General features: G+C 51.7%; 14 protein-coding genes and 1 pseudogene. 7 read left to right on the forward strand and 8 right to left on the reverse strand.

The window, feature by feature from the left end; genetic code table 11:
- Positions 1-333: 333 nt before the first annotated feature.
- Positions 334-663: pseudogene (locus EH228_RS14320) on the reverse strand (group II intron maturase-specific domain-containing protein); the annotation flags it as partial.
- A gap of 88 nt (positions 664-751) precedes the next feature.
- Between EH228_RS14320 and EH228_RS14325 the strand changes: the two are divergent.
- Positions 752-949, forward strand: a complete 198-nt coding sequence (locus tag EH228_RS14325) for an AAA family ATPase (RefSeq protein ID WP_204902668.1) — start codon at positions 752-754, stop codon at positions 947-949.
- Between the two features lie 566 nt (positions 950-1,515).
- On the opposite strand, the gene EH228_RS14330 is transcribed toward EH228_RS14325, so the two are convergent.
- Genes EH228_RS14330 through EH228_RS14340 form a run of 3 tightly spaced genes read right to left on the reverse strand, consistent with a single transcriptional unit; the run spans position 1,516 to position 2,994 of the window.
- Positions 1,516-1,854: a YebY family protein gene (locus EH228_RS14330; RefSeq protein WP_152322303.1), complete on the reverse strand. Its 339-nt coding sequence runs from the start codon at positions 1,852-1,854 to the stop codon at positions 1,516-1,518.
- A gap of 53 nt (positions 1,855-1,907) precedes the next feature.
- Complete coding sequence (copD, locus tag EH228_RS14335; protein ID WP_152322304.1) at positions 1,908-2,786, reverse strand: copper homeostasis membrane protein CopD; 879 nt, start codon at positions 2,784-2,786, stop codon at positions 1,908-1,910.
- Position 2,787: 1 nt separating this feature from the next.
- Positions 2,788-2,994 (reverse strand): hypothetical protein, encoded by a 207-nt coding sequence (locus EH228_RS14340; RefSeq protein WP_152322305.1) that lies wholly within the window; start codon positions 2,992-2,994, stop codon positions 2,788-2,790.
- Positions 2,995-3,166: 172 nt separating this feature from the next.
- On the opposite strand from EH228_RS14340, the gene EH228_RS14345 reads away from it, so the two are divergent.
- The 3 genes from EH228_RS14345 to exoX all read left to right on the forward strand — a co-directional run bounded on the left by EH228_RS14345 (position 3,167) and on the right by exoX (position 4,531).
- Positions 3,167-3,397 (forward strand): DNA polymerase III subunit theta, encoded by a 231-nt coding sequence (locus tag EH228_RS14345; RefSeq protein ID WP_152322306.1) that lies wholly within the window; start codon positions 3,167-3,169, stop codon positions 3,395-3,397.
- 79 nt (positions 3,398-3,476) lie between these two features.
- A complete protein-coding gene (locus tag EH228_RS14350; protein WP_152322307.1) occupies positions 3,477-3,854 on the forward strand; it encodes a nitrilase-related carbon-nitrogen hydrolase in 378 nt (125 codons plus the stop codon).
- 14 nt (positions 3,855-3,868) lie between these two features.
- Positions 3,869-4,531, forward strand: coding sequence for an exodeoxyribonuclease X (gene exoX / locus EH228_RS14355; protein WP_152322368.1), 663 nt, complete (start codon positions 3,869-3,871; stop codon positions 4,529-4,531).
- 35 nt (positions 4,532-4,566) lie between these two features.
- Here the strand turns inward: exoX and EH228_RS14360 are convergent, their stop codons facing one another.
- Entirely contained in the window at positions 4,567-4,950 is a 384-nt protein-coding gene (locus EH228_RS14360) for a YebG family protein (protein WP_152322308.1), read from the reverse strand.
- A 137-nt stretch (positions 4,951-5,087) separates the two neighbouring features.
- On the opposite strand from EH228_RS14360, the gene purT reads away from it, so the two are divergent.
- A complete protein-coding gene (purT, locus tag EH228_RS14365) occupies positions 5,088-6,263 on the forward strand; it encodes a formate-dependent phosphoribosylglycinamide formyltransferase (RefSeq protein ID WP_152322309.1) in 1,176 nt (391 codons plus the stop codon).
- A gap of 153 nt (positions 6,264-6,416) precedes the next feature.
- Here purT and EH228_RS14370 read toward each other — a convergent pair whose 3' ends face one another.
- Complete coding sequence (locus tag EH228_RS14370) at positions 6,417-7,055, reverse strand: bifunctional 4-hydroxy-2-oxoglutarate aldolase/2-dehydro-3-deoxy-phosphogluconate aldolase (protein WP_152322310.1); 639 nt, start codon at positions 7,053-7,055, stop codon at positions 6,417-6,419.
- 311 nt (positions 7,056-7,366) lie between these two features.
- Positions 7,367-8,842, reverse strand: coding sequence for a glucose-6-phosphate dehydrogenase (gene zwf, locus EH228_RS14375; protein WP_152322311.1), 1,476 nt, complete (start codon positions 8,840-8,842; stop codon positions 7,367-7,369).
- 374 nt (positions 8,843-9,216) lie between these two features.
- Between zwf and EH228_RS14380 the strand changes: the two genes are divergently transcribed.
- Together EH228_RS14380 and pyk are read left to right on the forward strand one after the other, a co-directional pair.
- Positions 9,217-10,089 carry a MurR/RpiR family transcriptional regulator gene (locus EH228_RS14380; protein WP_152322369.1) on the forward strand — a complete coding sequence of 291 codons (873 nt, stop codon included), beginning with the start codon at positions 9,217-9,219 and terminating at the stop codon, positions 10,087-10,089.
- Positions 10,090-10,175: 86 nt separating this feature from the next.
- The gene (gene pyk, locus EH228_RS14385; protein ID WP_152322312.1) at positions 10,176-11,618 is read left to right on the forward strand and encodes a pyruvate kinase; all 1,443 of its coding nucleotides are present in this window, start codon (positions 10,176-10,178) and stop codon (positions 11,616-11,618) included.
- Positions 11,619-11,752: 134 nt separating this feature from the next.
- On the opposite strand, the gene lpxM is transcribed toward pyk, so the two are convergent.
- Complete coding sequence (gene lpxM / locus EH228_RS14390) at positions 11,753-12,724, reverse strand: lauroyl-Kdo(2)-lipid IV(A) myristoyltransferase (RefSeq protein ID WP_152322313.1); 972 nt, start codon at positions 12,722-12,724, stop codon at positions 11,753-11,755.
- Positions 12,725-12,839 lie beyond the last annotated feature (115 nt).

The following is a 12,839-nucleotide window of genomic DNA, read 5'->3' on the forward strand; positions in this document are numbered from 1 at the left end:
GGTCATTGGACATTATCTGAACATAAAACACTATCAGTAAATTGGAATCATTACCGAGAAATTGTGCGTGCCGTCAAATCATAGGTTCGCCTACACCAGACCGACTGGTGATGGTACCAATGGGATGTTCAGAGTCAATACTCTATGTCATGAAATGGGGATAACCCAGAAAATATTTCACAGACATATATCCCCTAATGGCCAATTGTGATCTGACGGTATAGGGGTTTGAGGTGAGTAGACCCGCTGGTTACCCGGACGGGCCCCTCCTCAGAACCGGACTTGCGGAACTACCGCATCCGGCTCCCGACAGATCAGTGTCCCCACACATATTCAGCGAGAGTGGAACATTGACTGAGTTCTCCATCGCGATGGGTATCCCAGCATTTTGAGGATCAGATCCAGCTTTTCCCATGTCATTGGGTGTCGGCCACCTTTACGGTTGAACCACCTGCAGATGATCCGCCTGCTCTGGTAGACGAACTGCCCCACACGTCTTTTGTTATCTGAGATGCCATGGTAATTAATCCATCCACGCACTACCCGGATAACCGTGTTCAGGGTCTGTCTTCTGTTGGCGTTCAGGTTCTTCCACAGGGAGTCTCTCAGGCCTTTCAGCCTGGCCGCAAAGCGGTCCTTCCGGCTGGTAAACTTCAGCCGCCAGTTAGATCGGACCGCATATCAATTGTTCTAGGACAATATCTAAATTTATCGATTAACCATTTAGGAAAATCTCATGGAGGAATATCACATGGAAAATGATGGAGATTTAACATACGATACCCTTGAAACTCAAAGCATAGGATCAGAAAAATTGGTCAGTCTAATATCACTATTTAATCACAAAGGTGGTGTCAGTAAAGCAATAACCGTTTTTCATCTTGGTTGGAAAATTGCTGACCCAGGTAAACATGTACTTGTCGTTGATGCTGGTCCTCAATGTAATTAGATTGCCAACCTTTATTGGTGGTTCCCCCCCCTGGACAATGCCCCCTCGAATAATGGGGGTGACAGAGCCTTGTATGACGCATTATTCCCCGGAACGTAAAACCGCCGTATTGGCAAAGTTACGGCCGCCTTACAATATGACGGTCTCCTCCATGAACAGGAGAAAGGGAAAGAATTCGCGCAGAAACTGCTGAACCATAAATCTGAGGCCATGAGAGGTTAGTACCTTGATACCAGGGGCAAAGAATACGTGATGCTTTAAAACACCGAAGATCATATTTCGAGTAACCGAAAATAAAACCAATAAAAACAATCAAATAAAAAAAGACCGAAGACGATTCCTATCTTCGGTCCAGGGAAATGGCTCCTGTAGGAGCCGTGCGCTAAAAGTTGGCATTATGCAGGCGATGTCGCCTTGCCCTTTAAAAGGTAGTCGATATGTGGGGGTTTTCCAGCCAGTTGTCAACAACGAAACAGAAAGATGCCAGCTCTGTGATCGTGCTGGCAGAATGGTTACTTCACGGAGGTTATGGCCGAATATGCCAATGTTGGATGTTACTGGCTGACTCAGTCACACAGTTTTTGAGCACGCTCGATAAACGGCGCCAGGCTCTTCTTCTGTCCAGGATGTTGCGGATCGTCAATCTGGATGACGCTGACCGGCTGTCCTTTCAATTGGCCACTTTTCATCATCTGCTGCGCAACGTCGTTTAACGGATATTGCATCAGTGTACTCGGGTTGATAACCAACAATGCACCGCCTTTAGCACAAGTCAGCATGACCTCTTCCCGATCAAACGCCCAGTTATCTTTCCCCACTTCAAAACGGCTGACAGTGATAATTTCTGCGGCCATCGCGCTGGAACAAAAACTCAGAGCAATCATCAAACTGGCCATTTTTTTCATGATCTAGCAACCTCTTTGGATAACGCCTGGAGCGGCGGTAAAAATAATCAATTTCAGGCCGGTTCCTGCGTGGCAAACACGCTGACCAGCAGCAAAACCAGCGCAGCAAGGAACAACTCCAATAACGTGGTGAGCATAAAATAGTACTGAGCGTGCGCGCCACTGCGCTGAAAACGTGGCACCAGCCAGTACCGGTTAAATAATGCAACGGCACACATGACAACCACCAGAGTTGTTTTCAGCAACAATAACCGGCTGTACAGATGGAAACTTGTTAGCGGCCAGCCCAGGAGCAGCCATGCATTGATAATTCCGCTGATCACTACCAGTGCAACGGCAAGATGTCCATAACGTGAGAAGCGCATCAGAGATCTAATTGCGTCATAGCGCGTATTCAACTGGTGTGCTTCACGCATCAACAGCAGTACCGGCAACAAACCGCCAGCCCAGAAAGCCGCAGCGATAAGATGTACAGCCTGATTACTGCGCTGCAACATACCCATAGCACCGTCGAGCATTGCGGCATGTCCGACAAATGCCAGCCCCATCAACTGCCCTGTCCCACTCAGTAACAACAGCTGTTGTCGAAGTCTGCCTTTAAATGCCAGAGCCACAACTCCCGCAGTGGATACCATCAGATGCCACCGCCACACCTGCCCAAAATGCGTTTGTAGAACCGCCTGCCAGATATCAGCATTAAACAGGTCAGCCCAGCCGTTGCCCATCAGGCCAGTTTGTACAGCGAACAGCAAAATAGCTGAAAGCAGCGCCAGCACAGCACTGGTCGCCAGCAGGTAATGAAATTTTTCTGCCAGATAGCTGCGGAATCTGGCCGGGGCCATCAATGCGGTATAAACACTGCCTCCAGTCAGCGACATTAACGCAGTAAAATGCAGCCAGCGGCACAGGAAATAAAACAGACTGAGAGACATATTACTTCACGCTGCAGCTATCGTTCCCCATGGCCTTATGACCGTCCACTGACAGCACAAGCCCATTGACCTGATAATGACCATGGGTCGGGGATTTTTCCCACGGTATCATCATCTGGTTTTTTAGATGGGCATGAGCGGATACCTGCTGCGAGAAAGTCGCCGCCAGGAGGAATGCAAAGGACAGAGAGATTTTACGCGTTAACATCGTGTCATCCTGAACAAAGCAGCGCTGCAGTGCTGGTGCTGTAGCCTGGGTAAGCTCGAAAGGATACTCCGCTTAAAATAGGGTGTCGAGTCCAGCAAGATAGCCACTGACCGCCAGACTTGCGAAATCTCTCTGGGTACTTTATGTTTGCCTCGAATCTCAGGAGAATTCGATGAATTACAATCTGGCCGAGCTGCCACAGGAAGAAAAAGATAAAGTTAACGTTGAGTTGGCTGCTGCCAGCGTGGCGTTTAAAGAGCGTTATAACATGCCAGTCATTGCTGAGGCGGTCGAACGTGAACAGCCTGAATCCCTGCGTGACTGGTTTCGTCAGCGGCTGGCACAGTACCGACAGATCTCGCTGAGCCTCTCCCGTTTGCCTTATGAACCGAAGCAAAAATAACAGATTAATTCGGCTGTTTGGTGTTTTCTCGGTGAGCCAGTGACGTATTTGACTCATTCCCAACCTTAGTGGAGAGCTTATGTCCGTCTGGAGCGTTGCGGCGGCGCAATCGGGATCGCGTGCCGGTGAGATTGACTGGAATATTTCGCACCATATGGATTTTATCCAACAGGCCGCTGAACTTCAGGTCGATGTGCTGATTTTCCCCGAACTGTCTCTCAGCGGTTATGAACTGGCTTTCAGTCCGGCACTGGCAATGGAAATAAACGATCCCCGGCTTATTCCTTTCTCCATTGCCGCCAGCCAGTATCAAAGCGCCGGTAAAAGCGCATTCTGGGACCCGCATGGCCGCCAGGTGGTACAGGGAGGTGCTGGAGAACAGTTGGTTATCGCCCGGCAAATGGGTAACGATTGGCAAGGCACGGTACATTCGCTACGCGAGCCGCCACTTTTTTGATAGGGATGTGAATGATGTTACGTGTGATTGATACCGAAACCTGCGGCCTGCAAGGCGGCATTGTCGAGGTGGCGTCTGTCGATGTGATTAATGGCCAGATCGTTAATCCCATGAGTGATTTGATTTGCCCCGACCGCCCCATCAGCCGTGAGGCAATAGCTATCCACCGTATCACTGAAGCCATGGTGGCCGACAAACCCCCAATCGAAAAGGTCATTAGCCGTTATCATGGCAGCCCTTATTATGTGGCGCACAATGCCAGTTTTGACCGTCGCGTGCTACCGGAAATGCCTGGCGAGTGGATCTGTACCCTGTCACTGGCGAAAAGCTTGTGGCCGGGGCGGAAATACGGCAACCAGGCACTCAGAGAATCCCTGCAATTAGAGGTTAACCCGCCCGCAGGGCTACATGCGCACCGTGCACTTTACGACTGTTACGTGACAGCGTCACTTCTACTGCGCATCATGAATTTTTCCGGCTGGGATGCTGCTGAAATGGTCAGAAGAATGCAGGTGCGCGGTTCCAGCGCGACCTTCCCGTTTGGCAAGTATCGTGGACAAAAAATCGATGAGGTAGCCAAACACGATCCGGGCTATCTCAAGTGGATGCTGAAGAATATCCTGGATCTGAAGCCAAACCTGCGCAGCGCCATGGAGCGGGCGCTGTCAACCGACTGACGCAGCGCCTGATTGAATCACTAAATTACTTTCCCTTATGCCGCTTTGCTGGAACGACCAGATTTAGCGGGTTTTTCCGCTTGTTGGTCGGCAACAGCCGCTTCTGTCATTTCAACGGCGCTGTCTTCTTCATTCCGTTCAGTAGCCTCATCACCTTTCCCTTCTTCAACCACCCCTGCCTGCTCCGGCAGTTTACTGGTGCGCAAAATATGTTGAACGACCTCCTTGTTTTCGGCGAAAAACATGCCAAGCGCTTCACGTTGTTGATCTTCCATATCGCATGGCGCCCCGCTCAGCCAGTCGGAGAACACTTCTGCCATATCGAGCATTTTGTCGTACGCATCAGCGTCTTTCTTACTGGCGAATGTCATCTTTTCCTCACCTTTTCTGACCACAACATATTTAATTTCAACAGCCATAATGCCCACCTTGGTTAACTGTATTTTTGTACAGTGTATCAGTGATAAAATTTTGCCTCAAGCCCGTAAAGCAGATGTATACGCAATCGTTTTCGTTTATACTGCGCGCGTTTTTCATCCATTCAGGTACAGATTATATGACTACTCTTGGTACTGCGCTGCGCCCTGCCGCCACGCGCGTAATGCTGCTGGGTTCTGGTGAACTGGGCAAAGAAGTCGCGCTGGAATGCCAACGCCTTGGCATAGAGGTGATCGCGGTCGATCGCTATGCCGACGCACCCGCTATGCACGTTGCTCACCGCCGTCATGTCATCAATATGCTGGATGGTGAAGCGTTGAAAACCCTGGTCGCGCTGGAACAGCCTGACTTCATCGTGCCGGAAATCGAAGCGATCGCTACCGATATGCTGCTTGAGCTGGAAAAACACGGCCAGCACGTGGTGCCAACCGCGCGCGCGACCTGCCTGACGATGAACCGCGAAGGCATCCGCCGTCTGGCCGCGGAAGAACTGTCCCTGCCAACCTCAACCTTCCGCTTTGCCGACAATGAAGAGACATTCTGTCAGGCAGTACAGGAAATTGGCTTTCCGTGCATCGTTAAGCCAGTGATGAGCTCTTCCGGTAAAGGCCAAAGCTTTATCCGCGATGCTTCCCAACGCCATACCGCCTGGGACTATGCACAGCAAGGTGGCCGTGCCGGCGCCGGTCGCGTCATCGTGGAAGGCGTGGTTACGTTCGATTTTGAAATCACCCTGCTGACCGTCAGCGCCGTGGATGGGATCCATTTCTGCGCGCCGATTGGTCATCGTCAGGAAGATGGCGATTATCGCGAGTCCTGGCAGCCACAACAGATGAGCGCCCTAGCCCTGCAACGTGCTGAACACATTGCAGAAAAAGTGGTTACAGCGCTGGGAGGCTATGGCTTGTTTGGCGTTGAGCTGTTTGTATGCGGCGATGAAGTGATATTCAGCGAAGTCTCCCCTCGCCCACACGATACAGGCATGGTGACGCTTATCTCTCAGGATCTGTCAGAATTCGCCCTGCATGTACGCGCCTTTCTCGGTCTGCCGATTGGTGGTATCCGCCAGTATGGTCCGGCCGCATCCGCGGTTATCCTGCCAGCGCTGGACAGCGATAATGTACAATATGACCTGGGGGACGTGCTCGGCGCTGGCCTGCAAATTCGCCTGTTTGGCAAGCCGGAGATCCACGGCAAACGCCGTATGGGCGTGGCACTGGCAACGGGCCGGGATACGGATGATGCCGTCGCGCGAGCAGTCAACTGCGCAGCTGGCGTTGACGTTCGCGTCTGAATGTATACACACGACATAAACGTGAAAAACGCCGATCAGTCGATACCCTAAAGATAAAATATCGCAGCCCTGACTGACATCGTCAATGTCAGGTGCTTTTAGTCGTCAGAAAGAGGGAAGCAACCCTCTTTCTGACTGACTGCGTTAACCTACTCAGCGCGCGCCAGCAACAGCCTCTTTCGCCAGTTGCGTGATCCGCTGATAGTCACCAGTGTCCAGCGCATCAGCCGGAACCAGCCAGGATCCGCCGATACAGAGCACACTTTTCAGCGCCAGATAATCACGGTAGTTGGCTGGCGAAATCCCCCCCGTTGGGCAAAAACGCACCTGAGGGAATGGCCCACCGATCGCCTGCAGCGCTTTCACGCCGCCGTTTGCTTCCGCCGGAAAGAACTTAAATTCACGCAGACCATAATCCATTCCGGTCATCAGTTCCGACACGGTGCTGATGCCAGGAATCAACGGAACCGGCCCTGCCACCGCCGCTTTCAGCAGTGACTCCGTAATGCCTGGGCTAATGACGAATTGCGCCCCGGCATCGGTCACTTCTTTCAATTGCTCAACATTCAGTACCGTACCGGCACCGACTATCGCTTCCGGTACTTCCCTGATCATCGCTTTCAATGCGTCCATCGCACAGGCTGTACGCAGCGTGACTTCCAGTACTTTCACCCCACCCGCAACCAGTGCTTTCGCCATGGGCACCGCATGTTCCAGTTTGTTCACCACGATAACCGGCACAACCGGTCCAGTAGTCAGAATCTGTTCTGCGCTTGTTTTCCAGTTACTCATTGACCTGCTTCTCCTGTCTGACCAGCCTGTATCCTTTGAAACGGAGGCTGGCTAAAACGACGCACTCGACGTCCGAAAAGTGATTTCATCCTCTACCATACAGGATTGTTACCGGCCTCGTCCATGCGCTTACTCTGTTTTTGAAACCACGGTTCATTTTAAAAAACCGCCCGACAAATGTGACTTAATCAGAGATAACCGGCATCAGCATTATGTCCCTTATCCACAAAAAAGGCCTGTAATCACAGGCCGTTACTTTTGATTTTTTCGTTAAGAACAGGAATAACACCGCAGATTAACCATCACGTTTTTTATTCAAACTCATTCCATGAACGACCATCTCGGGTGATCATGGCCACTGAGGCGACCGGTCCCCACGTCCCAGCCTGGTAAGGCTTAGGCGGTTCGTTATCAGCAGCCCAGGCTTCCATGATGGAATCAACCCATTTCCATGCCTCTTCCACCTCATCACGACGCACAAACAAGGCCTGAATGCCACGCATTGTTTCCAATAACAAACGCTCGTAAGCATCGGCGACATGCGACTGATTGAAAGTTTCAGAGAAACTCAAGTCCAGCTTGGTGGTTTGCAACTTGTGCTTATGATCCAGACCAGGAACCTTGTTCAGAATCTGAATATCCACGCCTTCATCTGGCTGCAAACGAATAGTCAGTTTGTTCTGCGGCAATTCCTGCCAGGATTCTTTAAACAGGTTCAGTGCCGGGTTCTTGAAATAGACCACCACTTCCGAACACTTGGTCGGCAGGCGTTTACCGGTGCGCAAATAGAACGGTACGCCAGCCCAGCGCCAGTCATCGATATCCACCCGGATAGAGACGAACGTTTCGGTGCTGCTCGTCTTGTTCGCATCGTCTTCCTCCAGATAGCCAGGCACTTTTTTACCCTGCACAAAACCGGAGGTATATTGGCCACGTACCGTTTTCTCACGCACGTTGGAATGATCAATACGGCGCAGCGAGCGCAGCACCTTCACTTTTTCATCACGGATACGATCCGCAGAAAGATCCGCTGGCGGCGACATAGCAATCATGGTCAGTACCTGCAACAGGTGGTTCTGGATCATGTCGCGCATCTGGCCAGCTTTATCAAAATAACCCCAGCGCCCTTCGATACCCACTTCTTCCGCCACCGTTATCTGTACGTGGTCGATGGTACGGTTATCCCAGTTAGCCGCGAACAGGGAGTTGGCGAAGCGCAGCGCCAACAGGTTAAGCACGGTCTCTTTACCAAGATAGTGGTCAATACGGAAAACCTGGTTCTCTTCAAAATATTCCCCGACCTGATCATTGATCTCCCGGGAAGTTTCCAACGAGGTTCCCAGCGGTTTTTCCATCACCACTCGCGCAGGCTGAGCATTCAGTTTAGCTGTACCGAGCCCCTTGCAAATGGCGCCAAAGGTGCCTGGCGGCATGGCAAAATAGTTAATGGTAACGCGCTTTTTTTGGTCGAGCATTTTACCCAGTTTGCTGAAGTGCGTGGTATCGTTGACATCAAGATTACAGAAGTCGAGCCGGCTGCTTAATTTGTCCCACAATGCTTCGTCGATCTTCTCTTTCATAAAGGTTTCCAGCGCTTCACGAACGACTTTGGTGTAGGCTACTTTATCCCAGTCCGCGCGTCCCACGCCGATAATGCGTGATTCTTCGTGAATCTGACCGGCTTTCTCTAATTGATACAGGGAAGGCAACAGTTTGCGGCGAGCAAGATCGCCTTTGGCACCGAAAATAACCAGATCGCATGCCTGGGCTGTTTGTGTATCCGCCATTATATTCTCCTCGTTGCAGGGTGAGCCTGACCTGCGGGATCCGTAAGCACTCAGGCCCTTATTGTAATTTTCTTTCAATACAATGTACTGCTTTTGCTGTGGCCACGTAAACCTGAGTGCGGCGTATCAGCACAGAGTAGCCAGATTGTGCAAATTTTGCCGCACCGGGCGGACAGTTTGTGCGTAATTTTTCGGCTTTTTTGTTACGTCGTTTACAACTGTGAAAGTTAGACACAGCTCAAAGTCTGATAAAAAAGAACGACAAAGCGGGCTAAGTCGCTGCTCCACATAATTAGCGCATCATATATTCTCTACAAATTGACATCGATTTCACCTTTGATTGAAATCGCCAGAATATATGAATGGACGCTGTTATGAATATGCTGGAAAAAATCCAGTCTCACCTGGAGCACCTTAGCAAATCCGAGCGCAAAGTGGCGGAAGTGATCCTCGCCTCGCCCGGTTCCGCCATCCATGCCAGTATCACCCTGCTGGCCCGTGACGCTGAAGTCAGCGAACCTACTGTTAATCGATTCTGCCACCGACTGGAGACCAAAGGCTTCCCGGATTTCAAACTACGGCTGGCGCAAAGTCTTGCCCACGGTACGCCCTATGTCAGCCGTAATATCGACGAGCATGACAGCGCAGAGACTTACTCCAGCAAAATTTTCGAGTCGTCGATGGCCGGACTTGAGCAGGCCAGAAAGAGTCTGGATGTCAATGCCATCAACCGCGCTGTGGACCTGCTGACCCAGTCAAAAAAAATCGCCTTCTTCGGTTTGGGGGCTTCCGCCGCTGTCGCTTATGATGCAATGAATAAATTTTTTCGCTTCAATGTGCCTGTCATCTATTCCGATGATATTGTGATGCAGCGGATGTGTTGCATCAACAGCACGGAAAGCGATGTGATAGTGCTAATTTCCCATACCGGACGCACTAAAAATTTAGTCGAACTGGCGCAGCTTGCGCGAGGCAATGATGCCACCGTACTGGCAATCACCTCACCAGGCTCACCACTGGCGCGTGAAGCCTCGCTGGCACTGACCCTGGACGTGCCGGAAGATACCGACATTTATATGCCGATGGTTTCACGCCTGGCCCAGTTGACACTGATAGACGTGCTCGCCACTGGCTTTACACTGCGGCGAGGTGCGCCATTTCGCGACAATCTTAAGCGCGTCAAAGCGGCGCTTAAAGAATCGCGGTTTGAGAAGGAAACCCAGGCTGCGCCACCCACACGTTCCTAAGAAAGACGTGGCCTGGTCATTATAATTACTGAACCTTTACAGGGATTGCTCCAGCATTATCCCTTTCAAAGCCAACGGAGTCATACATGTCCAGACGTCTCAGAAGAACCAAGATTGTAACCACGTTAGGCCCTGCTACCGATCGTGATAATAACCTCGAGAAAATCATCGCTGCGGGTGCTAATGTTGTTCGTCTTAACTTCTCACATGGCACCCCAGAAGATCACCAACAACGCGCCAACAAGGTGCGCGAAATCGCAGCGAAGCTGGGCCGTCATGTGGCTATTCTCGGCGACTTACAAGGTCCCAAAATCCGGGTATCCACCTTCAAAGAAGGCAAGGTCTTTCTCAGTGTCGGCGATCGTTTCCTGCTGGATGCCAGCCTGAGTAAAGGCGAAGGCGACAAAGAAAAAGTCGGTATTGACTACAAAGGGCTACCCGCTGACGTGGTGCCAGGCGACATTCTGCTGCTGGATGATGGCCGGGTACAACTGAAAGTGCTGGAAGTCCAGGGCATGAAGGTTTACACCGAAGTGACCGTCGGTGGCCCGCTATCCAACAACAAAGGCATCAACAAACTCGGTGGCGGCCTGTCAGCTGAAGCGTTAACCGAGAAGGATAAAGCGGATATTTTAACCGCAGCCCAAATTAACTGCGACTACCTGGCTGTCTCCTTCCCGCGTTGTGGTGAAGACCTGAACTATGCGCGTCGCCTGGCACGTGAAGCGGGTTGTGAGGCCAGGATCGTCGCCAAAGTTGAGCGTGCTGAAGCGGTTGCCACCCAGGAAGCCATGGACGATATCATCCTCGCCTCTGACGTGGTAATGGTTGCCAGGGGCGATTTAGGGGTAGAGATTGGCGATCCTGAACTGGTCGGCATCCAGAAAGCCCTGATCCGCCGCGCCCGTCAACTGAACCGTGCGGTTATCACCGCGACCCAGATGATGGAGTCGATGATCACTAACCCAATGCCTACCCGCGCAGAAGTCATGGATGTGGCTAACGCCGTGCTGGATGGCACAGATGCGGTGATGTTGTCGGCGGAAACCGCCGCCGGTCAGTACCCTGCCGAGACCGTCACTGCCATGGCTAAAGTCTGTCTGGGCGCGGAGAAAATCCCCAGTATCAACGTTTCCAAGCACCGCCTGGATGTGCAATTCGACAATATTGAAGAAGCGATTGCGATGTCAGCCATGTACGCGGCCAACCATCTCCAGGGCGTCACCGCGATCATTACCATGACCGAGTCTGGTCGTACCGCGCTGATGACCTCCCGAATTACCTCCGGCCTGCCAATTTTCGCCATGTCCCGACACGAACGTACCCTAAACCTGACCGCGCTATACCGCGGTGTAACCCCGGTTTATTTCGACAGCAATAACGACGGCGTGGCCGCCGCTCACGACGCCATTAATCTGCTGCGTGATAAAGGTTTCCTGATGTCCGGCGATTTAGTCATCGTCACACAGGGTGACGTAATGAGCACCATGGGTACCACTAACACCAGTCGCGTATTGCGTGTCGACTAGATCTCCGCCATGTTATTGAGCCGTCAGGCTCAATAACATTTTCTGGTCCACTCATCTCTCTGGTACGGTGCTTTACGGCAGGACTATTCCAGGCACAAGGCGTGTGGAGACCGACTTCATTCACCCACTCCCCCTCACTTCTTACGATAAAGATCCTTACGCTGGTAAGGCTCGATATCGCCTTCTTTACGCGTTTTCAGCAATTTGAGGATCCAGGTGTACTGCTCCGGATGTGGCCGCACAAAAATCTCCACTTCCTCATTCATACGACGCGCCAGTGTGGTGTCATCCGCCGTGAGCAGGTCATCCATCGGTGGGCGCAGATACACCTCCAGCCGGTGGGTTTCATTGTTGTACACCGGAAACAACGGAACCACTTTAGCCCGGCAGACTTTCATCAAACGCCCTACCGCAGGCAGGGTTGCTTTATAGGTGGCGAAGAAATCCACAAATTCGCTATGCTCAGCACCGTGATCCTGATCCGGCAGATAATAGCCCCAATAGCCTTGCCGCACCGAGCTGATAAACGGTTTAATACCGTCATTCCTTGCATGCATACGACCACCGAAGCGGCGACGGACTGCGTTCCAGATATAATCCATCAATGGGTTGCTTTGGTTATGGAACATCGCGGCCATCTTCTGCCCTTCCGAAGCCAGTACCATCGCCGGGATATCCACTGCCCAGCCATGTGGAACCAGAAAAATCACGTTCTGCTCTTCACTCCGCAGGTTATCGATGATTTCCTTATTGTACCAGGTGATACGTGAGCGGGTATGCTCAGGACGCATCGCCAGTTCCGCCATCATCACCATCGATTGCGGCGCGGTAGCGAACATCTCGTCAATGATCTTTTCCCGCTCGGATTCAGAGCGCTCTGGCATACAGTAATACAGGTTGATTTGCGCCCGCCGGCGGGCGCTTTTGGCTAACTTTCCCGCCATTCGCCCCAGTACGCCAAGCAGCGGATCTCGTATCCCGGCAGGGATCCAGGCCAGTCCCGCACAAGCGCCGATGAGCAGCCAGTTTCCCCAATAGCGCGGCAGCAGAAAGGACCGTTGAAAGACGGGAATAAACTCAATATTGTTTTTTTGACTGTTTTGCATGCACTCGCCTCAAACATAATCGGCTAATGATAGTGCTGGCAGACAATATTGCAATGTCCACCTTCAACCCCAAAAAAGGAAAAGCTGACGGGAAAATCCCGTCAGCTTACAGATA

Source organism: Erwinia endophytica, from assembly GCF_009295515.1.
Classification (GTDB): domain Bacteria; phylum Pseudomonadota; class Gammaproteobacteria; order Enterobacterales; family Enterobacteriaceae; genus Erwinia; species Erwinia endophytica.

Bases quoted from the DNA above. Each gene is read 5' to 3' on its own strand.
- EH228_RS14340 (WP_152322305.1), bottom strand. From the start codon at position 2,994: ATGTTAACGCGTAAAATCTCTCTGTCCTTTGCATTCCTCCTGGCGGCG.
- EH228_RS14325 (WP_204902668.1), top strand. From the start codon at position 752: ATGGAAAATGATGGAGATTTAACATACGATACCCTTGAAACTCAAAGC.
- lpxM (WP_152322313.1), bottom strand. From the start codon at position 12,724: ATGCAAAACAGTCAAAAAAACAATATTGAGTTTATTCCCGTCTTTCAA.
- copD (WP_152322304.1), bottom strand. From the start codon at position 2,786: ATGTCTCTCAGTCTGTTTTATTTCCTGTGCCGCTGGCTGCATTTTACT.
- EH228_RS14360 (WP_152322308.1), bottom strand. From the start codon at position 4,950: ATGGCTGTTGAAATTAAATATGTTGTGGTCAGAAAAGGTGAGGAAAAG.
- purT (WP_152322309.1), top strand. From the start codon at position 5,088: ATGACTACTCTTGGTACTGCGCTGCGCCCTGCCGCCACGCGCGTAATG.
- EH228_RS14370 (WP_152322310.1), bottom strand. From the start codon at position 7,055: ATGAGTAACTGGAAAACAAGCGCAGAACAGATTCTGACTACTGGACCG.
- EH228_RS14380 (WP_152322369.1), top strand. From the start codon at position 9,217: ATGAATATGCTGGAAAAAATCCAGTCTCACCTGGAGCACCTTAGCAAA.
- zwf (WP_152322311.1), bottom strand. From the start codon at position 8,842: ATGGCGGATACACAAACAGCCCAGGCATGCGATCTGGTTATTTTCGGT.
- EH228_RS14345 (WP_152322306.1), top strand. From the start codon at position 3,167: ATGAATTACAATCTGGCCGAGCTGCCACAGGAAGAAAAAGATAAAGTT.
- exoX (WP_152322368.1), top strand. From the start codon at position 3,869: ATGTTACGTGTGATTGATACCGAAACCTGCGGCCTGCAAGGCGGCATT.
- EH228_RS14350 (WP_152322307.1), top strand. From the start codon at position 3,477: ATGTCCGTCTGGAGCGTTGCGGCGGCGCAATCGGGATCGCGTGCCGGT.
- pyk (WP_152322312.1), top strand. From the start codon at position 10,176: ATGTCCAGACGTCTCAGAAGAACCAAGATTGTAACCACGTTAGGCCCT.
- EH228_RS14330 (WP_152322303.1), bottom strand. From the start codon at position 1,854: ATGAAAAAAATGGCCAGTTTGATGATTGCTCTGAGTTTTTGTTCCAGC.